This window comes from Dongia sp. (genome assembly GCF_041905885.1).
Lineage (GTDB): Bacteria > Pseudomonadota > Alphaproteobacteria > Dongiales > Dongiaceae > Dongia.
In genome coordinates, this window is record NZ_JAYRKD010000038.1 from 25,603 (window position 1) to 48,131 (window position 22,529).

Below are 22,529 nucleotides of genomic sequence, written 5' to 3' on the forward strand. Positions count from 1 at the left end.
CGCTCATCCCCATTGCCAGAAGTCGCGACCGTCCTTCATGAAGTGCTTGGCCAGCAGCATCTTGTGCACTTCCGAGGCGCCATCGACCAGCTTCGCCTGGGGCGCGTAGCGGTACATCCATTCCAGCAGCGTGTCCTTGGAATAGCCGCGGGCGCCGCAGAGCTGGATCGAGGTGGCGATCGCCTTGTGCAGCACATCGGCGACGGCGATCTTCGCCATCGCCACTTCCTTCTGCGCACGATGGCCCTGGTCGATGCGCCAGGCCGCATGCATGGTCAAGAGCCGGCCGATCTCAATCTGCATCGCGGCCTCGCCCAGCATCCATTGCACACCCTCGTGGTCGATCAACTTGATGCCGAAGGACTCGCGCTCCTTCACGTAATCGCCGGCGATCTCCATGGCGCGCTTGGCCATGCCGAGCCAGCGCATGCAATGGGTGAGGCGCGCGACGCCGAGGCGGATCTGCACCGCCTTCAAGCCCTCGCCCACTTCCATCAGCCGCTCGCTGTCCTTGATCTCCAGCCCGTCGAAGGAGAGCTCGCAATGGCCGCCATGCTCCTCCGGTCCCATGATCGGCACGCGGCGGATCAGCTTCCAGCCGGGCTGGTCCTTGTGGAACAGGAAGGTGGTGAGGCCGCGCCGCGGATCGTCCGAAGTGCGCGCCAGCAGGATGAAATGATCGGCGACGCCGGCGCCGGTGATGAACCACTTATGGCCCTTGATCACCCAGGTATCGCCATGCTTCGTCGCCGTCGTCTTCATCATGCCGGCGGGATCGGAGCCGGAGCCGGGCGCGGGCTCGGTCATCACGATCGCCGAACGCGCCTCGCCGCGGATGATGGGATTCAGCCACTTCTCCTTCTGCGCCGGGGTCGCGACCTTGTTCAGCAGATAGAGATTGCCGTCGTCGGGGGCGGCGCTGTTGAAGCAGACGGGGCCGAAGATCGAGCGGCCCATGGCCTCGTAGCAGGCCGCCATATGGGTGACGGTCTGGCCCTTGGGCAAGCCGTTCCCGCCTTCGGATTTCGGGATCTGCAGGCACCAGAGATTCTCGGCCCGCGCCTTCTTGCGGAGCTCGGCCAAGAGATCGAGGCGGATGTTCTCGCCCTCGTCGTAGTTGGCGCGATCGGATTCCAGCGGGATCACGTGCCGGTCGAGAAAGGCGTTGATCCGCTTGCAGGTGTCCTGGGTTTCAGGCGAGAGGGCAAAATCCATGATGGGTGCGTGCCTTAGAGGCTGGAGACCAGATGGCCGCCATCGACGGTGATGACGCTGCCGGTCATGTAAGCCGAGGCGGATGAGGCAAGCAAGAGCAGCGGACCGTCGAGATCCGCCAATGCGCCGAAGCGCCGCATCGGCACGCGCTTCTTGATCGCTTCGCCCGCCTCGCTCGCCAGGAAGTCGCGGTTGAGGTCGGTCGGGAAATAGCCGGGCGCGATGGCGTTGACCCGGATCCCATAGCGCGCCCATTCCAGCGCCAGCGCCTTGGTCATCTGGATGAGGCCGGCCTTCGAGACCGAATAGGGCATGACGCCGGGACTGACGCCGATCCCGAGGATCGAGGCGATGTTGATGATCGACCCCGAATGCTGCTTCTCGACCCAATGCTGGGCCAGCTGCTGGGTCAGCAGCCAGGCGCCCTTGAGATTGGTCTCCAGCATCTGGTCCCACTCAGCGGTCTTGAGGTCCAGCGCCATGTCGCCGGCATGGGCGCCGGCATTGTTGACCAGGATGTCGGGGATGCCGAGCTGCTGCTCGATGTCGGCGAGCGCCTGGTGCAGGCTGTCGGCATCGGTCACATCGGCGGCGAAGGCGAGCGCGCGGCCGCCGTCATGGTCGATCTCGGCGGCGATCTCCTCCGCCAGGCGCTTGCGCCGCGCCAGCAGCGCCACCTTCGCCCCCGCCTCCGCCAGCACGCGCGCGAAATGCGCGCCGAGCCCGGAGGAAGCGCCCGTCACGACCGCGATCTGGTTGGCGAGGGAGAACTGGGACATGCGGCCTGCAAGATGTCGCAAGCCGCAGTCGCACGCAACTAGTACCCGACGATCTTCTCCGCCCGGGCGATCTTGGCGTCGCCCCAGGTCTTGGGCGGTGTGGGGGCGATGCGGCTCTGGGTGAGGGTCGTGCCCTCGCCTTTCTTCAGGGTCACCGAGCCGGCGCTGGTCGCGACATCGACCTGGCCGTCGAAGACGAAGACGCCGTAGGCGCCGTCGATCGGGCCGGCAAAGAACTCGGTGCCGCGCACGGTCATGGTGGCGATCGGGGTGACGATCTTGGTCGAGCCGGATTTGTCGACCGTGCCGCCGACGAAGCGCAAGGCGCCGGTGATGCTGCGGACCACCTGGCTGCCGCCGCCCGCACCTTCCGGCATCACGAACTCGTCCAGCACGACGCGGGCATTCTCGCCCAGGGTGATGCTGCTGCCGTCGGCAAAAGCGATGTCCAGGCGCCCGCCGCTCGCGGTCCAGACCTGCTCGTCGCGGTGCACCTCGGCGCCAACTGCGAGCTCCCGCGCCTGGCCCTCGAACCGGGCACCGGCCTCGGGCTTCATTTGCGTCGCGTTGCCGATGACCGCAGCATCCGCGGCTTCGGCGCCGGGCATCGAGAGGATCAGGGCGAAAGCGGCGCAAGGGAAGAGGAGCCAAGCTCTGTGCATGATCGGTATTCCCGCGTTGGTCGGCGTGAATCTAGCACGCGGGCGGCAAGGCGCCATGCGCGGGAACGTCGCTTGTGATGGCTGACACTCCCCTCGGGTTTGGCAGGGGAGAACGGAACTGAAAACCCCGCCCGTGCCTGAGCACGAGCGGGGCTTTGATGGGTTGTTGCGGAGTTGCCGCCAATCCGACCATTCAGGTGCGGTGCGATGGGGCGCTATGGCCCGCGGCGTTCCGCTGCCCAGTCGGTAAACCGGGCATTCAATCTGCTGTCTTAGCCAGATTGTCGCTCTTTATCGCCGGTGGAGTCATGTTGTTTGGACACCCTCCTGTTGGCGGTTGCGATATCCGACGAGGGGTTGCCGCAGCGACCGATCGTCGGTCAGCGCTGACTTCCGTTGCCGCTTCGAAAGAAGCACTTTTCGGAAGTCGCAGCAGCTCTTGGCTGTCACCTAAAAAGCTATGCCTCGAACCGGCAAGCGTCAAGGCAGTCGATGTCGCAGGCAGTGAAAAGCGGTGGATAAAGCCGCCGGCTCCGAATCTCGAAAAGCCGCGCTGCGCTTGGCTTAACCCTACTTATCCCGTTGCGCCTGGATACCCTTGCGGATCAGCTCCATCGCCTCTTCCGGTTCCGCCCAGCGAGAAAACTTCACCCATTTGCCGGGTTCGAGATCCTTGTAGTGGGTGAAGAAGTGCTTCACCTGCTCGCGCAGGATTTCCGGCAGATCGCGAAAGGAACCGACATTCGCGTAATAGGGATGAAGCTTGTCCACCGGGACGGCGATGATCTTGTCGTCGCCGCCGGCCTCGTCCTCCATCATCAGCGCGCCGATCGGGCGGCAGCGAACGATGGCGCCGGGCACCACCGGGGTCGGACCGATCACCACCACGTCCACCGGATCGCCGTCGTCGGCGAGGGTGTGCGGGATGAAGCCGTAGTTGCCGGGATAGAACATCGCGGTATGCAGGAAGCGATCGACGAACAGCGCGCCGGAATCCTTGTCGAGCTCGTATTTCACCGGCACGCCGCCGAGCGGCACCTCGATCACGACATTGACGTCATAGGGCGCGTTCTGGCCGATCCCGACCTTGGAAAGATCCAATCTTCAATGCTCCTCACATCGGGCCTCCCCAGAATCGCGTCCTGGGAACGGCCCGCCCCGGAACGGGGAAAATGCCTGGGGGAAAGCCCCGGGGGCTGAAAATGCGAAACCCCGGGCCAGGATATACTCCCGGCCCGGGGCGAATAAAAGTCAGAAATGCTGCAGCGCAAAAAGACTAGTTAAGGACGCTGTAGCCGCGGTTCCGCATGCAGTTGCGGTAGATCTCCCGCTTCTGCTCGACGCCGCTATAGGCGCCGGCGCCCAGGCCGACCACACCGCCGGTCGCCGCACCAAGGGCCGCACCGCCGCCGGCGCTGACGCCGGGGACCAGGGCGCCGGTGATCGCACCGAGCGCAGCACCACCCGCAGCGCCGCCGAGGGCGCCCACCGCCGCGTCACCCGCCACGTTGGCGTTGTCGGCGTATTGCTCGCACTCGTACTTGTCCTGCGCGAATTGCTGAGAATCGACACCCTTGGTGTCCACGATCGGCTGGCTCGTGGCGGTGCAGCCGGCCAAAGCCACCGCAGCGATCCCGAGCGTAGCTGCAACTGCCAAAAAGCGCTTCATCGTCTATCCCTTTCCATGACGCCCTTGGACAACTTGGTCCATCCGGGGCGTGTTTTCGTTCATCCGCAAATTCGATCCGAGCTTCGCCCGGCGCGCGCTGACAGGGCTCTGGAAGCGGCTGTCATCGCTTCGTCGCGCCGGCATTGCTCGGGAATTAAGGCCCTGACCCACCCGCCCAATTATACGGCCAAGGTCCGTCCGCCCGAATACACAAATTTCGGTGAGCAAAACTGCCCTGATGACGCATCCCGCCCCCGAAATTCCGCCCGTTCCGGGCTCCCCGCTTCACATCGGCATCCTCAACATAAGGCTCCTCCGGGCCGGGGGCAGTGACGCAGGACACAGCCCGACACGGGGGAATGCTCCGCCCCGTCAGATCTCCTCGTTCCGCGTGACGACCGTCATCAACATGTCCACCGCGGCGCCGGTCCGCGACAGCGGCAGGATGACGACCTCGTATTGAATGGGGCGGTCGTGGAAGTCGACCTGGCGCACGTGGTATTGCGGCTCGCCCTGCTCGACCGCGGCGCCGTAGGAAGCTTCGGCGAGCGGAAGGCTCTCGGCGTCGTAGACCTGGTCCAGGAACTTGCCGGTGAAGTCGACCCCGAACAGGTCGACCTGCCGCGTGCCGTCGAGGCGAAAGAAATAACGGCGCCGACCCGTTTCCGCGGCCCAAACGTCGATCAGGCTGACGTAGCCGACGGCAAACCAGAAATCGAGCGGATCCAGATCGGCACGGAGCGGCCATGCACGACCGGCGCGCTTCTCATCCCAGAAGGCGACCATGCGCTTCAGGATCGGATGCTGGATCCGCGCCAGCAGACCTTCTATCGACCGCGCCATTCGCCCCGTCCCCGAACGCGTATCCAATCCCGCGGCCATTTTTGGTCTTATGGAATCCAATGGCAAATATTATAAGTAGCGGGCTTCCCCGCGACGCAAAATCGGCAGCGGCGCATTGCCGCCGCGGTATCCTGCTTGTTTGACGAAGGCGGCGAACCTATACACTAGCCCGCGTTCCCCACTGTCACTCTTGAAGCCGGAGCACGACACAGCGACATGCCCGCCCCGAGCCGCCCCTCTCCCAAGGTGTCGCAGATTCCTGCGGAGACCGCAATCCTAACGCCCGATTCAAGCGGCGGGCAGGTCCCCAACGGAGACGAGAACGGGCGTGGCGCGACGGAGAATCCGGGATTCCGTTCCAACGCGCTCTTGATCTACGAGACCATGCGGCAGCGGGTCGCGATCCGGCATTACCCGCCGGGCGCCTGGCTGAAGGAACAGGAGATCGCCGCCGAGTTCGGCGTCAGCCGCACCCCGGTGCGCCAAGCTTTGCAACAGCTCGAGACCGAGGGCCTGGTCGAGATCCGCAACGGCGTCGGCGTGCGCGTGACCGAGGTGGATGACGCGGCGCTGGACCAGATCTACCTTCTGCGCCTGGAACTGGTGGCGCTGATCGGGCGCGCGGCCCCGCGGCCGATCTCGGCCGCCGACATGGCGGCGATCCGCGGGGTCGGCGAAGACCTGAAACGCATGCTCGCCGCCCCCGGCAAGCCCGACATCGCGTTGTTCTCGTCCCATTGCGAGGTGTTCCACAACCTCGTCAACAAGGTGATCGGCTCGCCGATGCTGAAGCACTTCATCGAGGTGCTCTACCACCAGGCCGATCGCTACTGGTACGGCTGGATGGACCAGACCGACCCCAAACGCGAGGTCGAGTATCTGCACAACGAGGTTCAGGAGACTTTGCGCGCGCTCGAGGTCAATGACTTCGAGGCGGTCGGCTACGTCCGCCGCAACCACATCTCGATGATGCTGGCGCGAATGGCGGAGTTCCGGAAGAGCGGGGGGCGCGGCTAGGCGATCCGCGCACCCTCGGCGTCGAACAGGTGCAGCCGCTCCGGCGGCAGGGTGACGGTCGTGGTTTCGCCGACCTGGGCGGTCTTGCGCTCGAGGGTGAAGGCCTTCAAGTCGGCGCCCAGGGCGCGCAAGTGCAGGATGGTACCGAAGCCGGTGGGCTCGACCAGGTCGACCGGCGCCGCGATGCCCTGCCCGCCCCCGACCACGACATGCTCCGGCCGGATGCCCAAGGTCACCGGTGCGCCGTTGGCGCAGGCATAGGCGCGGCCGAGCGGGATGCGGGTATTGGCATGGGCGACAAACACCCGTTCTTCCGCGCAATAGGTGCCGCCGAACATGTTCATCGCCGGTGAGCCGATGAAGCCGGCGACGAAGAGATTGGCCGGCCGATCGTAGAGATCGAGCGGCGAGCCCACCTGCTGCACCAGCCCGGCATTCATGGCGACGATCCGGTCGGCCAGGGTCATCGCTTCGATCTGGTCATGGGTCACGTAGATCGAGGTGGCGCCTAAGGACTGGTGCAGGCGCTTGATCTCGCCGCGCATCGTCTCGCGCAAGCGCGCGTCGAGGTTGGAGAGCGGCTCGTCGAACAGGAACGCCTTCGGCGCTCGCACGATGGCGCGACCCATGGCGACGCGCTGGCGCTGGCCGCCGGAAAGCGCGCGCGGGCGGCGCTCCAGCAGGTTCTCCAGGCCGAGCGTCGCCGCGGCGGCGGAGACCTTGCCGGCGATCAGCTCTTTCGCGGCGCGGCGCAGGCGCAAGCTGTAGCTCATGTTCCCGGCGACGGTCATATGCGGGTAGAGCGCGTAGGACTGAAACACCATGGCGATGTCGCGGTCCTTGGGCTCGAGATCGTTGACCCGTTGGCCGCCGATCTGGATCTCGCCGGCGCTGATCTCCTCCAAGCCGGCGATCATGCGCAAGAGCGTGGACTTGCCGCAGCCCGAGGGGCCGACCAGGACCACGAACTCGCCGTCCCTGATCGCGAGGTCGACGCCGTGGAGCACGGCGATCGAACCGTAGTTCTTGCGGATTGCGGCAATATCAATCGAAGCCATGATCAGCCTTTCACAGCGCCCGCGGTGAGGCCCTGGACGAGATAGCGTTGGATCAGGAGGAAGAAGAGGCAGGCGGGAATAAGCGCCAGCACGCCCGCCGCCATCATCTGGCCGAAATCGACCGCGAACTTGGAGACAAAGGTCAGCAGCCCGACCGGGAAGGTGCTGGAATCCGCACCCGAGATCAGCATCAGGGCGAACAGCAGCTCGCTCCACGCGGCGGTGAACACGAAACCCAGGGTCGCGGCGATGCCCGGCAGGGTCAGCGGCAGGATGATCTGGCTGAAGGCGCGGAAGCGCGAGGCGCCGTCGATCATCGCCGCCTCCTCCAGCTCCTTCGGGATGCCGTCGAAGAAGGACTGCATCAGAAAGGTGGCGAAGGGCACGTTGAAGGCGACATAGACGATGACCAGGCCGGTGAGGCTGTTGGTCAGTCCCAGGGGCGCGAGCATCTTGAAGATCGGCGCGACCAGCATCACCAGCGGAAACATCTGGGTCAGCAGCATCAAGACGACGATCCAATACTTGCCGCGGAAGGTAAAGCGCGAGAGCGCATAGCCCGCGAGCGAGGCCAGGATGGTCACGATGAAGGCGGTCGAGGCCGAGACGATGACGCTGTTCTTGAAGAATTTCGGGAAGTCGCTGTGCTCCAGCACGAAGCCGTAATTCGCGAAGCTGGCATGGGACGGCCACATCCTGACACCCTCGCTGTAAAGCAAGTCGTCCGGCGTCACCGAGACCTTCAGCAGCCAGTAGAGCGGGAACAGTGCGAAGACGACATATGCCAGGATCGCCAGGCGGTGCAGGAGCGTGCCGATGAGGGTGCTGCGCATCATGCCCTCTTCAGCATCGACTGGCGCAGCAGCACGATCAGCAGCGCATAGGCCATCAGCAGCAGCAGGAGCACGACCGCAATGGCAGAAGCATACCCGAAGTCCAAGCGACGGAAAGCCTGGGTGAAGATGTAGCTGGCGACGATCTGGGTGCGGTCGGCCGGGCCGCCGTTGGTCATCACCACGATCAAGTCGGCGAAGTTGGCGATCCAGACTGTGCGCAGCAGGATGGTGATGGCGATGGTCGGCGCCAGGAACGGGAGCGTGATCGACTTGAAGCGCTGCAGGGCGTTGGCGCCGTCGATCGAAGCCGCCTCGTAGAGATCACGTGGAATCGCCTGCAGGGCGGCCAGCAAAGTGATCGCGAAGAACGGGATGCCCCACCAGACATTGGCGATGATCGGCCCCCACATGGCGTGATGGGGATCGGAAAGGATGTTGTTCGGCGCATCCATGATCCCCAGCGCGAACAGCCAATGCGGGATCGGGCCGATCACCGGATTGAACATCCAAGCCCAGTTCAGCCCCGAAAGGAAGCTCGGCACCGCCCAGGGCAGGAAGACCAGCGCCTGCACGATGCCGCGGCCGTGGAAGGGCCGGTTCAGCAGCAGCGCCAGGATGAGACCGAAGGCGAATTGCAGAACGACCGAGGCACCGGCCCAGAAGAAGGTATTCTTCAAGGCGCGGGCGAAGGTCCGATCGTCGATCAATTCGCGGAAGTGATCGAGGCCGATGAAGGCGCCGCTCAGCGGGTTCAGCAGCTTCACGTCCCGGAACGCGTAGGACAAGCCAAGCGCCAGCGGCACCAGCATGATCGCGATGATCAGGATCAGCGCCGGCGCGCTGTAGAGATAGGGTTCAGCGGCGACCGTCAGCCGGCGCAGCAGAGGGGTGCTGCGGGGTGTGCCGGAAGAAGCGAGTGCGGTCATCGGAGGGATGAGACTTCCCCCCACCCCGGCCCTCCCCCGAAGTCGGGGGAGGGAGAAGAGGGTCCCCTCCCCCGACTTCGGGGGAGGGTTAGGGTGGGGGGACGTGTCAGCGTCACTTCTTCAGATGCTTCTGCTGGGCCTTGGTCATATAGTCGGCCCATTCCTTGGCGACGTCCTCGGGGGTGCGATCGCCCAGCAAGGCTTCCTGACTGGTCTTGATCACCAGGCTGTCCTTGAAGAAGGCGAACTCCTCGAGATAGGTCGGCATGATGGTCGGCACCACGTCCTTGTCGCCCAGCTCGTCGAACCAGCCCTTGAACTGCGGGCTGTCGTAGAAGGGATCGGTCGCCGCCGACTTCAGGGCCGGAAGAGCTCCGGTCCGCTTGTTCCAGGCGACGTTGCCTTCCTTGCCCTCGAGCGTCGCGATCAGCTTCCAGGCCAGGTCCTTGTTCTGGCTGTTGGAGAACATCGACCAGCCCGCGTAGCCGATGGTCGGGAAGGTCTTGCCATTCGGGCCCTTCGGCATCGTGGTCACGCCGTAGTCTTCCGGCTTCATCTTCTCGGCGATGGCGATCAGCGCGTCCGGATCCTGGTCGAGCATCGCGCAGGTGCCGGAATAGAAGCCGGCCACGATCTCGTTGAAGCCCCAGTTGACGCTGTCCTTCGGCGCATAGCCGTTCTTGTAGAGATCGGTGAGGAAGGTGATGCCTTTGACCCAACCCGCATCGGCGAAGGTCGAGGTACCGTCTTCCTTGAAGAAGGTGTTGTCGCCGTTGGCAATCGCGCCGAACATCACCCAGCCGTTGAGGCCGCCGGGACCACCGCGCAGGCAATAGCCGTATTTGCCGGGAATGGCCGAGACCTTCTTCGAGGCTTCCAGGAACTCGTCGAGGGTCTTCGGCGGCTCCTTCACGCCGGCCTGCTCGAACAGCTTCTTGTTGTAGAACATGGCGCGCAGATAGAAGCCGTAGGGCAAGAGATAGGTCTTGCCGCCGACGATGCGGCCCATGTCCAGGGCCTTCTGGCTGAGGTCGGAGGCCTGGTCCCACTTCGCGACCCAGGGCTCGAGATCCTCGAGCTGGCCATTGTTGCCGTAGAGCGCCTGCCAGGTGTCCGGCATCTCCACCACGTCCGGGGTCTGGCCGGCGGAGACCATGGTGGCGAATTTCTCGAAAGCCTCGCCCCAGGGCAGCGAGATGATCTCGACCGTGGTGCCGGGATTGGCGGCCTCGAACGACTTCACGATGCCCTTCAGGGTCTCGGTGCGCTCGGGGCTGGTGATCACTTCGACCAGCTTCAGCGTCTCCGCCCCCGCTGGACCCGAAAGGGCGGTTCCGACCGAGAGCGCCGCGAAGGCGGCGCCGGCGATCAGCAATTTCTTCAACATCAGTTCCTCCTGTTTTGAATTATTTGGGTTACGATTGTTGTTGATTACTTCTCGGCACTAGCGCGAGGCGTGTTCGATCGCCTCCTTCAAGTCGTTCCACAGGGCCTCGACCCCTTCGAGACCGACATGCAGACGCACCGACCGCGCATCGATGCCGAAATCGAGCGCGGAATTGGGACCCGCCGCCTGCTGGCGCACGACCTGGGCGGGGACGACCAGGCTTTCATGGCCACCCCAGGAGACGCCGAGCTTGAAGAGCTTGAGGCGATCGGCGAAGGCCGGGATATCGACGCCCTCCTTGAAGATGAAGGAGAACAGGCTGGAGGTGCCGTCGAGGCCCGCGGGAAGACGGTTGCCGATGCCGGGATGCTGCACCGACGCGACTTTCGGATGCGCCTGCAGCCGCCGTGCGACTTCGAGACCGGCCGCTTCATGCGCCTTCATGCGGATCGGCAGGGTGCGCAAGCCCCGGGTCAGCAGCCAGGCATCGAAAGGCGAGAGCTTGCCGCCGAGATAAGGCAGAGTCTGCTTGCGGATCTTGTCGATCAGCTCTTTCCGCCCGGCCACCACGCCGGCAACCACGTCGCTGTGGCCGCTCAGGTATTTCGAGGCGGAGTGCAGCACCAAGTCGACACCGAGCGTGATCGGGCGCTGGAAGATCGGCGTCGCCCAGGAGTTGTCGATCACGCTGACGACGCCCTGCCGCTGCGCCAGGGTCGCCAGAGCGCGGACGTCATGGGGCTCCATGATCCAGCTGGTCGGGCTCTCCATGTAGAACAGCGCCGCACCCGGCAGCGCCTCGGTGACCGCGTCCTGGTCCTTGCCATCGACATAGGTGACGCTGATGTTGAGGCGCGCCAGCAAAGTCTGGAACAGGCGATAGGCATCGGGATAGAGATGCTTCACCGCGACGATGCGGTCGCCCGGCTTCACGAAGGTGAGCACGGTCGAGGAGATCGCCGCCATGCCGCTGCCGAAACCGAGCGCATCCTCGGTATGCTCCAGCGCGGCGATCTTCTCTTCGAACACCCGCACCGTCGGGTTGAGGCCGCGCGAATAGGTCGGGCGGTTCTTCAGGCCCTTATAGGTCTCCTCCATCTCGGCGTAGGACGCGAAGGTGAAGAGCGAGGTCTGCACGATCGGCGGCACCACCGCGTCGTAGGGATTGGCATCGTCATGCACGACGGCCATGGAAGCTTCCGCAAAGGCATCTTCGGGGCCAATGCCGGTTTGCCGGGCGTCGTTACCACTCATTGGGACATTTCCTTGATGTCTTCCTCGACGATGTCGAGGATGGCCAAAGTCTTCCGGCGGGCGAGCTCGGCATCGCGGGCCGCGATCGCGTCATAGAGCTCGCGGTGGAACGGGAAAGAGCGGCGCGCAAAATCCGAACGCTCGAACGGCTGCTCCCAGAAGCTCTCGAAGGCTTCGCGCATCTGCTCCAGGAGCTGCGGGAAGAGCGGATTGTGGGTGGCGTCATAGACCGCGAGGTGGAAGGCGAGATCCTGCGGGCCGGCGGTGCCTTCCGAATGATGCACCGCCTCCATCGCCTCGAGCTTGACCTCGATCTCCTTGAGGTCATCGTCACTGCGGCGGACCGCGGCGATGGCGCTCGCCTCGGCTTCCAGGCCGCGGCGGATATCGAGGGTCTGCAGCAGCGCGTCGCGCAGCCGCGCGCTGTCGAAGGAGAGCGGCATATGCACGGTGTCGGCGGAGACGCCGCGCAGGAGATAGGTGCCGCTGCCTTTCCGGGATTCGACGACGCCGAGGGCCTGGAGCTGGCGGATCACCTCGCGGACGGTGGAGCGGCCGACCGCCAAGCCTTCCATGAACTCCCGCTCGGCCGGCAGCCGGTCGCCGGGCTTGAAGCCGGACCGGGCGATGAAATCCGCCATCGCCGTCATCACGCTCCGCGCGCGATCCGACTTCGGCAGTGGCTTCAGGCCGGAATGGATCTCGATCAACCGCCCTCCCAGAGTCAGGTGGCAGGGCCAGACTTCCCAAAATTGGTCTGACATCTGATATCTGACAGATTTGCCGGAACCGGGACGAGAGTCAAGCTAAGCTGCCAATCCCGCACTGCGACAGCATTCGGAGCATCGACAGCCGGTTTTGGGGCTTTATTCGATGGGAATCTCCTTCTAGCCCGCCGGGTGCCTCAGCCTGCTGCGAGCGAGGTGCCGGCTTGGTCCTGCGTGATCTCCTGATGTTCATCGGCATGGCCGCTGCGGTGACGGATCTTGCCGTGGCGCTGGTTCTCGGCGTGCTCTGGCACCTGGACCGCCGGCCGTATCTGCTCATCTTCGGCGTATCCTTCGCTGCCGTGGCGCTGTCGCTCGTCGCCTCCACCACCGGGCGCCTGACCGGCCAGCAGGCCTATGCCGAGCCTCTCGCCGACCTCTTCTACATTGCCTCGGTCGCGGTGCAGATCGGCGGCTGTCTCATCCTGACCGGGCGACGCGCCGCCTGGTCGATCCTGGGCGCAGGCGCGGCGGCCCTGTTCCTGCTGGCCCAGGTCGGCACGAAGTTCGGCGTAATCGGATTCTTCTACCTGCCGGCCCTGAGCGGTGCGGTCTATGTCGGGCTCGGCTTTCTGCTGCTCGCGGGCCATCGGGAAACGATCACGCTCCTTCTCGGCCTGCTCTACATGCTGCGCGCCGTCGTCAATCTGGCCTGGCCGCTGTTCCGCCAGATGGAGCTCGGCGCCGTCATCGCCCATGCGGATCAGGTCATGATCGTGACCATCGCGCTGGTGCTGGTGATCTGCGACCTCAGCGCCGCGCGGCGTCGCGCCGAGCATATCACCGACGCGCTCACCCGGCAGGCCGACGCGCTCAAGGTCCTCAACGTGCAGCTGGCCGAGGAACGCACCCAGGCCGATGCCGCGAACCGAGCCAAATCGCAGTTCCTGGCCAATATGAGCCATGAGTTGCGCACGCCGCTCAACGCGGTCATTGGGTTTTCCGACATGATGTCCAACAGCCGCGTCATCAATGCCGCGGGTTCCACGACTGAATACGCGCGGCTGATCCATTCCGCCGGGCAGCATCTGCTCGGAATCATCAACGATGTGCTCGACATGGCGCGGATCGAATCCGGAAAGATCACCGTGCAGGCCCGGCCCATGAACCTGCGCACCGCGCTCGACGCGGTGATGGGCCTGACCATTCACCAGGCGCGGGCGCGGCGGATCAGCTTCTCCACCCAGATCGACGACGGCGCGGTGGCGATCGAGGGCGACGAGCAACTGCTCAAGCAGGTCCTGACCAACCTGCTTTCGAATGCCTTCAAGTATACCGAGCCCGGCGGCGCCGTGCGCCTCGAGGCCGCCGCGGACGGCCTGGACGAGATCCGGATCACCGTCACCGATACCGGCCTCGGGATTGCGGCGAAGGACCTGCCGCACATCTTCGAGCCCTTCGTGTTCAGCGGCTCGGCCATGACGCGGCGGCGCGGCGGCATCGGCCTTGGGCTTTCCATCACCAAGCGGCTGGTGGAACTGCATGGCGGCACGATCGCGATCGCGAGCACCTTGGGCAAGGGCACCACGGTGACGATCGTGCTGCCGAAGCAGCAGGAAGCGGCGGCGTCACCGGCTGAGGCAGCGCCGGCGCCGTCGACGCCCTAGCGCGCTACTTGTTCCCGAGCAGCATGCCGAGATCGATCGCCTCGGCCATCGCCTTATATCCGGCCGGGTTCGGGTGCAGGTGGTCGCCCTTGTCGAACTGCGCCTGGATATGGGAGGGCTTCGCCGGGTCGCGCACCGCCTTGTCGAAGTCGATCACGCCGTCGAACTCGCCGCTGTTGCGGATCCACTCATTGACCGCGACGCGGATCTTCTCCTTGGCTTCAGAGTAATAGCCCTCGAAGGGCGTGCCCGCGAAGGAATCGCCGAATGGCGTCAGCGTCACGCCAATGATTCGGAGGCCGTGCAGATGCGCCCGGGTCACCAGTTGCTGGTAGCCGGCGATGATCTCCTCGGCGGTCGGCTGCTTGTCGTTGGGGGCGAGGCCAGAGCCCGGCCAGCCGATGTCGTTGATGCCCATCATCAAGGTCACCGTGGTGACATGCGGCTGATTGAGGACATCGCGGTCGAAACGCGCCAGCGCGTTCACGCCCATGCGGTCCTTCAGGATCTTGGCGCCGGAGATGCCCTGGTTCAGCACCGCGACCGGCGCGCCGCCGGCCTGCACCAGGCGCGCGGCGAGGTTGTCGGGCCAGCGGTCGAAGCCATCGACCGTCGAGCCGTCGCCGTCGGTGATGGAATCGCCGAAAGTCACGATGGCGCGGGCATCCGCCGCCGCATCGACCATCACCCCGCTCAGGTAGACGCGCGAGACGATGCTGCTGTCGGGCTTGAAATCCGCCGCCGCGGTCTGGTCGCCGGCGACGATATAGGCGGTATCGTGTCCGTCCCAATGCATCGAGCTGGTCGGCTCGGTGCGCGGCACGAACAGGCTGACCGAGAGCTTGGCCAGCGGCGCCACATCGAGCGCGACCGGATCGCTGATCGCCGGCGCTCCCGGCGGGATCTCGATCGAATCCTTGCCGCCGAAGGTCAGCTTGCGATCGGAGCCGGCGACGATCGCGGCACCCTTGTCCGCCAGGGCGACATGGGCGGCGCCGATCAGCAGCGGCTGAGTGCCGTATTCATTGGTGAACACAACCCGCACCTGCTTGCCGCCGATACTGGCGCGCACCGTCTGGCGGACGGTCTGGTTCCACAGATTGCGCGGGATGTTGGTCGGCACTGGAAAGTCCGGCTCCCAGACCGGCTGGACGCTCGCGGTCCAGGTGCCGATCCAGTCATCCGCCTGCGCCGCCATGCTCGGAAGAGCCAGCGCGACCGCAAGCGCAGCCGCGCCGACCAACTTGATGGTTTTGGTGACCCCTGACCGACGCCGCAGTGCGTCGACATTGCTGAACGCCATTCCTGCCTCCCATTTCGTCGATTTTGCGTGAAGCCGCTTTACAATCGAAACGGAGGGTACAGGTTCCGAATTTCCCGTGCTCTTCGACTTTCGTCGGACTAATTCCGCCGCGGCACCACCAGCCGCGCTGTTAGCACCTGCAGCACTTCACCGCGCTGGTTCCGGGTCTCGCTGCGCATCAGCACGCTGCCCCGCTCCGGCTTGGAGCGCGACGGCGTCACCGAGAGAATCTCGCATTCGATATGCAGCACGTCCCCCGGTCGGGTCGGCTGCGGCCAGGCGACCTCGCAGCTGCCGCCGATCAACCCGCCGGCGACCTTCGGCCCGAACTCGGCCAGCAGGCGCATGGTCATCGCTGCGGTATGCCAGCCGCTGGCGGCGAGGCCTTGGAAGAAAGAGTACTTGGCCGCCACCTCGTCGGTGTGGAAGGGCTGCGGGTCGAACTCGCGGGCGAAGGTCTTGATGGTCTCGGCGGTTACCGCGATGGCGCCGCCGCAGAAGCGGTCGCCGACGACGATGTCCTCCAGATAAAGGCCCGGAGCCTTCGGCATTTCCGGCATGCGATTCATGACCGCGGCCTCGTCCTTGACTTGCAGCATGATAGTCATTTGCCTAGATTTCCTTCATGAAGAAAAAACGCATCGGTGATACCCAGTGCCCGATCGCGCGCGGGCTCGAACGCGTGGGCGAATGGTGGAGCATCCTGATCCTCCGCGATGCGCTGCACGGCTACAGCCGCTTCGATCAGTTCCAGCAGAGCCTCGGCATCGCGCCCAACATGCTGACGCGGCGCCTCGCCTCGCTGGTGAAATCCGGCCTTCTCGAACGCCGCCTCTACAATCAACGCCCGCCTCGCTACGAATACGTCCTGACCGACAAGGGCCGGGATTTCCGTCCGGTGCTCCTTGCCCTCATGGCCTGGGGCAACCGCCACTTCACGCCCGAGGGCAAGGCGCTGCTCCTGGTCGATGCCAGGACCGGCAAACCAGCCGATCCCATCCTTACGGATCGCCTGACCGGCCGGCCGATGACCGACAAGGACTTCGTGCTGCGTCCCGGTCCGGCCGCCAAGGCCCGCATCCGTGATCGCTACGCGGTCCCTTGATTCTCGCTCGCCCAGCCAACTGACCCTCCCCCGCCTGATCCGTCTGTGACCATGCTCACTGGCATGGCGATAGTTTCCCGCCGGCCACGACTTGCAGAATGATAGTGACGGGCCGATCCGGCGGTTGCGCCCGGGTTGCCTTCGCGCGGCCGAATGCGCATTCTCGCAAGATCAGCCAATGCGGGGGACTCATGGCCATTCCAGACGACATCTTCACTGAACCCGAGGACATCGCGCCGGACACCCTGGCGAATCTGGGGCCGCTGCGGCGCCTGGCCGGCACATGGGCATCGGACCTCGGCGTCGATATCAACCCGAAGGCCGAAGGGCCGGAGCGGCGCGTGTTCCGGGAAGTGACGCGGATGGAGCCCATTGATCCGCAGCCCAATGGCCCGCAACTGCTCTACGGCCTGCGCTACCACACCCATATCAACACGCCGGAGGAAAAGACCACCTTCCACGACCAAGTCGGCTACTGGCTCTGGGAGCCGGCCACCGGCCTGATCATGCAGACCATCGCCATCCCGCGCGGCCAGGTGGTGCTGGCGGGCGGCAAGGCGGCGCCGGGCGACAACACGATCTCGGTCGAGGCGCGGCGCGGCGACACCAAGTTCGGGATCTGCTCGACGCCTTTCCTCGAGGAAGCGTTCCGCACCGACTATTACCGCATCGACATCACCTTCCACGGCGATGACAGCTGGAGCTACGTGACGCGCACCGATCTGGCGCTGCGCGGCCAGACCCCCGCCTTCGACCACCGCGATACCAACACCCTGCGGCGGGTCGCGGCACCGGTGCCGAACCCGCTGCTCGGAGAACTCGCCAAAGCCGGCTAGCCCCGCCGCCTGGGACCGCCGCCTGGGACCGCCGCAGCGGTCACCAGGGTGCGACCCGACGCGCCTTGCAATTGCGAATGACTTGCATTACCAGAGGTACACCCGACAACCCATCCCACCCGGAGCCCCTCCGATGCACCGCCGTCTGACCTTGGCCTTTTCCGCGATCCTGCTCGCCGGCACCAGCCTTGCCGCGCAGGCTGCCGGTCCAGATCCGAAGGCGATCCTGACCACCTATGCCGATATCGGCCAAGCCATGTTCCAGGACTCGGTAGACGAGGCCGAGAAGCTGAAGACGGCCATCGATGCCTTCCTGGTCGGCCCGAATGACGCGACACTCAGCGCCGCGAAGGATGCCTGGAAGGCCGCGCGCGTTCCCTACATGCAGACCGAGGTCTTCCGCTTCGGCAATCCGGAGATCGACGACCTCGAGGGCAACGTCAATTCCTGGCCGCTCGACGAAGGCCTGATCGACTATGTCGACAGCGGCTACGGCACGACCTCCGACAGCAACCCCTATTACACACTGAACGTGATCGCCAACCCGTCGCTGAAGATGGGCGACAAGACGGTCGATGCCGCCAAGATCACGCCGGAACTCATCACCTCGCTGCAATCGGCCGGCGACAACGAGGCCAATGTGGCGATCGGCTATCACGCGATCGAGTTCCTGCTTTGGGGCCAGGATCTGAACGGCACCGGTCCCGGCGCCGGCAACCGTCCGGCCAGCGACTTCGATACCGCCAACTGCACCCATGGCAATTGCGACCGCCGCGCCGACTATCTGCGCAGCGCCGCCACCCTGCTGATCGACGACCTGAAGAAGATGGAAGCGGTCTTCGCCGAGGGCGGCGCCGGCCGCACCCGCCTGCTCGCCAACCCGCAGGAGGGTCTGACCGCCATGTTCACTGGTCTCGGCAGCCTCTCCTATGGCGAGCTGGCCGGCGAGCGCACCAAGCTCGGCCTGATGTTGCACGATCCCGAGGAAGAGCACGACTGCTTCAGCGACAATACGCACAATTCCCACTACTACGACCAGCTTGGTATGTGGGAGATCTACAATGGCAGCTACAAGCGGACCGACGGCAGCGAAGTGAAGGGCCCGAGCCTGCGCGCCCTGATGAAGGCGACGGACATCAAGGTCGCGCAGCGCGTGGTCAACGCCATGAAGGCGACCAATGGGGCGATGAGCGTGCTCAAGCAGACCGGCGACAGCGGCAAAGAGGCCTATGACCAGATGATCGGCGACGGCAATCCGGAAGGGAACAAGATCGTCCAGAATGTGGTCGATACCCTGGTCGCCCAGGCCCATGGCTTCGAAGCGGCGGTCGCCAGCCTCGGGCTGAAGATCACGGTCGAGGGTTCGGACAGCCTGGACAACCCCTCGGCGGTCGGCCAGTAAACAGAGAGACGAAAGCGAGCCAATTCTGCCAGCCAGCTTTCAAACTCCACACCTCTCGCGGCGCAAGCTGCTCGGACTGGGCGGCGCCGGCCTGATCATGGCCGGCGCCGTAAGCCTGGCACCGCACGCCTTCAGCGCCGCGCCGCGCTATCCAAAAGCGCCGCTGCCGCCGGAAGACGCCGACATCGTTGATGTCGCATTGACGGCGAAGCTGCGGCCGCGGCAATTGCTCCCCGCCCCCGCCAAGATCACGCCGACCATCAGCTATGGCGATGGGCCGAGCATCATCCGCATCCGGCACGGCCAGTGGCTGCGCGCGACGCTCAAGAACGAGCTTGCCGAGCACACCACGGTCCACTGGCACGGCATCCGGCTGCCGAACGCGCTGGACGGCGTGCCCTATCTGACCCAGGACCCGGTCCTGCCGGGACAGAGCTTCACCTATGCCTTCCAGCCGCCGGATCCCGGCACCTTCTTCTTCCATCCGCATTGCGACACCATCACCCAGCTCGGCCAGGGCCTCGCCGGCGTGCTGATCATCGAAGGCGACGAGACCCGGCCGTTCGACGCCGATCTCGTCTGCCTCTATCGGGACTGGCGGGTGAACGACGACGGCAGCTTCGGCGCGCTGACCACCAACAAGGGCGCCGGGACGGCCGGCACTTTCGGCAGCTTCCAGACCGTCAACGACCAGCACCAACCCGTCTTCAAGGTGCCCGCCAACGGCGATATCCGGGTCCGCTTCCTGAATGTCGATATGACGCGACTCATCGATCTCGGCCTCGAGGGCGCGGAAGGCTGGATGATCGCGACCGACGGCAATGCGCTGGCGCCGACCAAGCTCGAACCCTGGCGCATGGGACCGGCGATGCGGCTTGATATCACCTTCCGCGCGCCGAAATCGGGTAGCGTGAAACTGATGAACTACTACGCTGCGGAGCCGGTCGTGCTGGCGACCTTCGAGGCCGAAGGCGCGCCGCTCGATCGCCCGGCCTTCGAACCGGCGCCGCTGAAGACGCCGCTCATTCCGGAGCCGAAGGCAAGTGACGCGGTCGATTTCACATTGCGCCTCAGCGCCGCGTCGGCACCGAGCCCGCTGCCGGCCGACCTCAAGCTGCCGAACGGCGAAACCTTGCCGCTGGCTGACAGCCTCTGCCTCACCCAGCGCACCTTCTGGGCGATGAACGGCCAGACCTGGCCCTCGACCGAGGAGGGCCGGCTGCCGCCGCCCTTGGCCTCGTTCCAGAAGGGCAAGACCGTCGTCGCGGAAGTCGTCAACGCGACGCCGCATCCGCATCCAATCCATCTGCATGGCCATACGTTCAAGGTGCTGTCCTCGAACAAACGCAAGATTCTGCCGCATTTCGCCGACACGGCCTTGGTGACCCCGAAGGAGCGCCTGAAGATCGCCTTCGTCGCCGACAATCCCGGCGCCTGGATGCTCCACTGTCATATCATCGAGCATCAGGAAACCGGTATGATGGGATATGTCCTGGTGGCGTAACCCCCTCCTCGCGATCCTGATCGCCGTTGCCGCGCATCCCGCGCTGGCCAACCCGGCGCCGGACGTGGTGCGCGATCCCGCTTTGCCGCAGGACGCCAAGGGTCTCGACTTCGAGATTGGCCGCGCGCTGTTCGAACGCCATTGGGCGGCGGCGCCCGCCTCGACCCAGGCGGCCGACGGATTGGGACCGCTGTTCAACGCGCGGGCCTGCGTCTCCTGCCATCCCGGCGGCGGGCGCGGCCAACCCTTCGACCAGCTCGGTGCGACTTTGCCGGCGCTGCTGTTCCGCCTCGGCGGGCACAATGCCGCAACCACCGAAGCCGGCGACCCGATCTATGGCCGGCAAATCCAGAGCCAGTCGGTGGCCGGGATCAGCGCGGAAGCCGCGACCGGGGTCAGCTTCGAAAGCCACAGCGTCACCTTGGCCGATGGCACGCTGGTCGAATTGCGAAAGCCGATCGCGAAACTCGACAAGCTCGCCTATGGCGCGCTCGCCTCCACCACCGTGGTCAGCCCGCGCCTCGCGACCGCGATCCACGGCACAGGCCTGCTCGAGCAGATCCCGGAGGCCGCGATCCTCGCGAATGTCCAGCCGGACGGCGGCAAGCCGAACTACGTCACCGACCCGATCACCGGAAAGCGCGCGCTGGGCCGCTTCGGCTGGAAGGCGAGCGCGCCCAGCCTGGAGGTCCAGGATGGCAAGGCGCTCGATCTCGACATCGGCCTCTCCAACCCGGTCTATCGCGATGCCTTCGGTGATTGCACGCAGCAGCAGCCGGACTGCCTGAAGATGCCGACCGGCGCCTCGGAACAATTCGATGGGCTGGAAGTGCCGTCCTCCCTCACCCGCCTGATCGACCGCTTCGTCAGCGAAGCGATGCTGCCGCCGGTCAAGCCCGCCGCCAATGCCGAAGCCGGACGCAAGATCTTCACCGAGGCAGGCTGCACCGCCTGTCACCGGCCGTCCTTTGAACTCGCCGGCGGACGCAAGATCGCGCCTTACACCGACCTGCTGCTGCATGACATGGGCTTCGGCCTCGCCGACCACATGAAGGAAGGCGAAGCCTCCGGCAAGGATTGGCGCACGGCGCCGCTCTGGGGCATGGGCCAGGCCCTGCGCGCCGAAAACCCCGGCCTGTTGCATGACGGTCGCGCGCGCAGCCTGCTGGAGGCGATCCTCTGGCATGACGGCGAGGCGGCCAAGGCGCGGCAGCATGTCGAGCAACTCTCGGCGCAAGACCGCCAGTCACTCATCGACTTCATCGGTTCGCTCTAGGAAGCAGGTATATGATCAAAGGTCTCGTCAGCCGCATCGCGCTCATCGCTTCCTGGCTCGGCGTCATCGCCGCGCCGGCGCAGGCCGCGGACTTCGCCGCCTTCAACGCGGGTTATGCGCGCGACGTCGTGACGCCCGCCTTCAAGACCCTGGCCGGCGAGACCAGGAAACTCGCACAAGCCGCGGACGACTTTGCCGCGCAGCCGAGCCAGGATGGTTTCGCCGCCTTGCGCGTCACCTTCGATTCCGTCTCCGACGCCTGGATGCAGGCGCAGTTCTTCCGTCTGGGTCCGCTCGGCGCGCAGCAACGCTCGGAGCGTTTCGAGTATTGGCCGGAGAAGCGGCCGATCATCGACAAACAGCTCGCCGCTCTGCTGGCCAAGGCCGACCCCGATGCGCTCGCCACGGAGAAGTTTGCACAATCCAGTGTCGCGGTGCAGGGCCTGCCCGCCCTGGAGCGGTTGCTCTACGGCGACGCGGCGCGCCAGGTGCTCTCGGCCGGGCCGGAGCAGAAGGCGCGGATCGCCGTGATCCAGGCGATCGCGCACAATCTCGACACTGTGGCACAAGAGCTGGCGGCGGCCTGGGAGCAGGCACAGGCCGAGCCCAAGCTTTTCGCCCAGGATCCGAACGAAGCGACCGCGCAGCTCTATGCCGGGTTGATGACCGGTCTGCAAATCGTCAGCGACCAGAAGATCGCCGGCCCGCGCGGCCAGACGCTCGACAAGGCCAAGCCGAAATCCGCCGAGCAATGGCGCGCCGGCCGGTCGCTGAAGAACATCAAGCTGAACCTGCAGGCGCTGCGCGATGCGCTGGCCGGCCCGTCCGGCTTTGCGACATTGCTCGGCGCCGACCAGGCCGCGCTCAAGGACGAGATTGCCAAGGCCTTCGATGCCGCCCTGGCCGCAGTCGATGCCGCGCCCGAGCCGCTGGACACCGCTGTCACCGATGCCGAGGGCCGCAAGAAGGTCGGCGCGCTGTTGATCGCGGTCAACCATCTGCGCGACGTGCTGAACCAGAAGGTGCCGGCGGCACTCGGCATCTCGCTCGGCTTCAACGAGATGGACGGCGACGGATCCTGAG

22 protein-coding genes are annotated in these 22,529 nt (G+C 65.4%); 8 read left to right on the forward strand and 14 right to left on the reverse strand.

Annotation, left to right across the window (positions count from 1 at the left end; translation table 11 throughout):
• Positions 1–3: 3 nt before the first annotated feature.
• From ACH2CY_RS25805 to ACH2CY_RS25830, 6 genes are all read right to left on the reverse strand, one after another.
• Positions 4–1,215 (reverse strand): acyl-CoA dehydrogenase family protein, encoded by a 1,212-nt coding sequence (locus ACH2CY_RS25805; protein ID WP_395022747.1) that lies wholly within the window; start codon positions 1,213–1,215, stop codon positions 4–6.
• Between the two features lie 14 nt (positions 1,216–1,229).
• Positions 1,230–1,994 carry an SDR family NAD(P)-dependent oxidoreductase gene (locus ACH2CY_RS25810; protein ID WP_395022749.1) on the reverse strand — a complete coding sequence of 255 codons (765 nt, stop codon included), beginning with the start codon at positions 1,992–1,994 and terminating at the stop codon, positions 1,230–1,232.
• Between the two features lie 38 nt (positions 1,995–2,032).
• Positions 2,033–2,656 (reverse strand): FecR domain-containing protein, encoded by a 624-nt coding sequence (locus ACH2CY_RS25815; RefSeq protein WP_395022750.1) that lies wholly within the window; start codon positions 2,654–2,656, stop codon positions 2,033–2,035.
• Positions 2,657–3,226: 570 nt separating this feature from the next.
• Entirely contained in the window at positions 3,227–3,757 is a 531-nt protein-coding gene (gene ppa, locus ACH2CY_RS25820; RefSeq protein ID WP_395022751.1) for an inorganic diphosphatase, read from the reverse strand.
• 175 nt (positions 3,758–3,932) lie between these two features.
• Positions 3,933–4,325 carry a hypothetical protein gene (locus ACH2CY_RS25825; RefSeq protein ID WP_395022752.1) on the reverse strand — a complete coding sequence of 131 codons (393 nt, stop codon included), beginning with the start codon at positions 4,323–4,325 and terminating at the stop codon, positions 3,933–3,935.
• A gap of 372 nt (positions 4,326–4,697) precedes the next feature.
• Positions 4,698–5,168, reverse strand: a complete 471-nt coding sequence (locus ACH2CY_RS25830; protein ID WP_395022755.1) for a PAS domain-containing protein — start codon at positions 5,166–5,168, stop codon at positions 4,698–4,700.
• Between the two features lie 384 nt (positions 5,169–5,552).
• On the opposite strand from ACH2CY_RS25830, the gene ACH2CY_RS25835 reads away from it, so the two are divergent.
• Positions 5,553–6,185: a GntR family transcriptional regulator gene (locus tag ACH2CY_RS25835; RefSeq protein WP_395022756.1), complete on the forward strand. Its 633-nt coding sequence runs from the start codon at positions 5,553–5,555 to the stop codon at positions 6,183–6,185.
• Here ACH2CY_RS25835 and ACH2CY_RS25840 read toward each other — a convergent pair.
• The 6 genes from ACH2CY_RS25840 to ACH2CY_RS25865 form a co-directional block, all read right to left on the reverse strand.
• Positions 6,182–7,243, reverse strand: a complete 1,062-nt coding sequence (locus ACH2CY_RS25840) for an ABC transporter ATP-binding protein (RefSeq protein ID WP_395022758.1) — start codon at positions 7,241–7,243, stop codon at positions 6,182–6,184. The genes ACH2CY_RS25835 and ACH2CY_RS25840 overlap by 4 nt on opposite strands.
• Positions 7,244–7,245: 2 nt before the next feature.
• The gene (locus ACH2CY_RS25845) at positions 7,246–8,076 is read right to left on the reverse strand and encodes a carbohydrate ABC transporter permease (protein WP_395022760.1); all 831 of its coding nucleotides are present in this window, start codon (positions 8,074–8,076) and stop codon (positions 7,246–7,248) included.
• On the reverse strand, positions 8,076–9,005 hold the full coding sequence (locus ACH2CY_RS25850; protein ID WP_395022761.1) for a carbohydrate ABC transporter permease: 930 nt from the start codon (positions 9,003–9,005) through the stop codon (positions 8,076–8,078). The genes ACH2CY_RS25845 and ACH2CY_RS25850 overlap by 1 nt, the downstream gene beginning before the upstream one ends.
• Positions 9,006–9,117: 112 nt before the next feature.
• On the reverse strand, positions 9,118–10,392 hold the full coding sequence (locus ACH2CY_RS25855; protein WP_395022762.1) for an ABC transporter substrate-binding protein: 1,275 nt from the start codon (positions 10,390–10,392) through the stop codon (positions 9,118–9,120).
• A gap of 57 nt (positions 10,393–10,449) precedes the next feature.
• Positions 10,450–11,646 carry a PLP-dependent transferase gene (locus ACH2CY_RS25860; RefSeq protein ID WP_395022764.1) on the reverse strand — a complete coding sequence of 399 codons (1,197 nt, stop codon included), beginning with the start codon at positions 11,644–11,646 and terminating at the stop codon, positions 10,450–10,452.
• Positions 11,643–12,410 (reverse strand): FadR/GntR family transcriptional regulator, encoded by a 768-nt coding sequence (locus ACH2CY_RS25865; protein WP_395022766.1) that lies wholly within the window; start codon positions 12,408–12,410, stop codon positions 11,643–11,645. The genes ACH2CY_RS25860 and ACH2CY_RS25865 overlap by 4 nt, the downstream gene beginning before the upstream one ends.
• 167 nt (positions 12,411–12,577) lie before the next feature.
• Here ACH2CY_RS25865 and ACH2CY_RS25870 point away from each other — a divergent pair, with 167 nt between their 5' ends.
• Complete coding sequence (locus tag ACH2CY_RS25870) at positions 12,578–14,020, forward strand: sensor histidine kinase (RefSeq protein WP_395022767.1); 1,443 nt, start codon at positions 12,578–12,580, stop codon at positions 14,018–14,020.
• A 4-nt stretch (positions 14,021–14,024) separates the two neighbouring features.
• Here ACH2CY_RS25870 and ACH2CY_RS25875 read toward each other — a convergent pair whose 3' ends face one another.
• Together ACH2CY_RS25875 and ACH2CY_RS25880 are read right to left on the reverse strand one after the other, a co-directional pair.
• Complete coding sequence (locus ACH2CY_RS25875; RefSeq protein WP_395022769.1) at positions 14,025–15,323, reverse strand: SGNH/GDSL hydrolase family protein; 1,299 nt, start codon at positions 15,321–15,323, stop codon at positions 14,025–14,027.
• Between the two features lie 98 nt (positions 15,324–15,421).
• Entirely contained in the window at positions 15,422–15,931 is a 510-nt protein-coding gene (locus ACH2CY_RS25880) for a MaoC family dehydratase (protein ID WP_395022771.1), read from the reverse strand.
• Between the two features lie 17 nt (positions 15,932–15,948).
• Here ACH2CY_RS25880 and ACH2CY_RS25885 point away from each other — a divergent pair, with 17 nt between their 5' ends.
• The 6 genes from ACH2CY_RS25885 (at position 15,949) to ACH2CY_RS25910 (ending at position 22,528) form a co-directional block, all read left to right on the forward strand.
• Positions 15,949–16,428, forward strand: coding sequence for a winged helix-turn-helix transcriptional regulator (locus ACH2CY_RS25885; protein ID WP_395022772.1), 480 nt, complete (start codon positions 15,949–15,951; stop codon positions 16,426–16,428).
• A gap of 191 nt (positions 16,429–16,619) precedes the next feature.
• On the forward strand, positions 16,620–17,264 hold the full coding sequence (locus ACH2CY_RS25890) for an FABP family protein (RefSeq protein ID WP_395022773.1): 645 nt from the start codon (positions 16,620–16,622) through the stop codon (positions 17,262–17,264).
• A gap of 133 nt (positions 17,265–17,397) precedes the next feature.
• Complete coding sequence (locus tag ACH2CY_RS25895; RefSeq protein ID WP_395022774.1) at positions 17,398–18,666, forward strand: imelysin family protein; 1,269 nt, start codon at positions 17,398–17,400, stop codon at positions 18,664–18,666.
• 97 nt (positions 18,667–18,763) lie between these two features.
• Positions 18,764–20,170, forward strand: coding sequence for a multicopper oxidase family protein (locus tag ACH2CY_RS25900; RefSeq protein ID WP_395022775.1), 1,407 nt, complete (start codon positions 18,764–18,766; stop codon positions 20,168–20,170).
• Complete coding sequence (locus tag ACH2CY_RS25905) at positions 20,154–21,446, forward strand: di-heme oxidoredictase family protein (protein ID WP_395022776.1); 1,293 nt, start codon at positions 20,154–20,156, stop codon at positions 21,444–21,446. Before ACH2CY_RS25900 ends, ACH2CY_RS25905 begins: the two co-directional genes overlap by 17 nt.
• Before the next feature lie 11 nt (positions 21,447–21,457).
• Entirely contained in the window at positions 21,458–22,528 is a 1,071-nt protein-coding gene (locus ACH2CY_RS25910; RefSeq protein ID WP_395022777.1) for an imelysin family protein, read from the forward strand.
• Position 22,529: the final 1 nt, after the last annotated feature.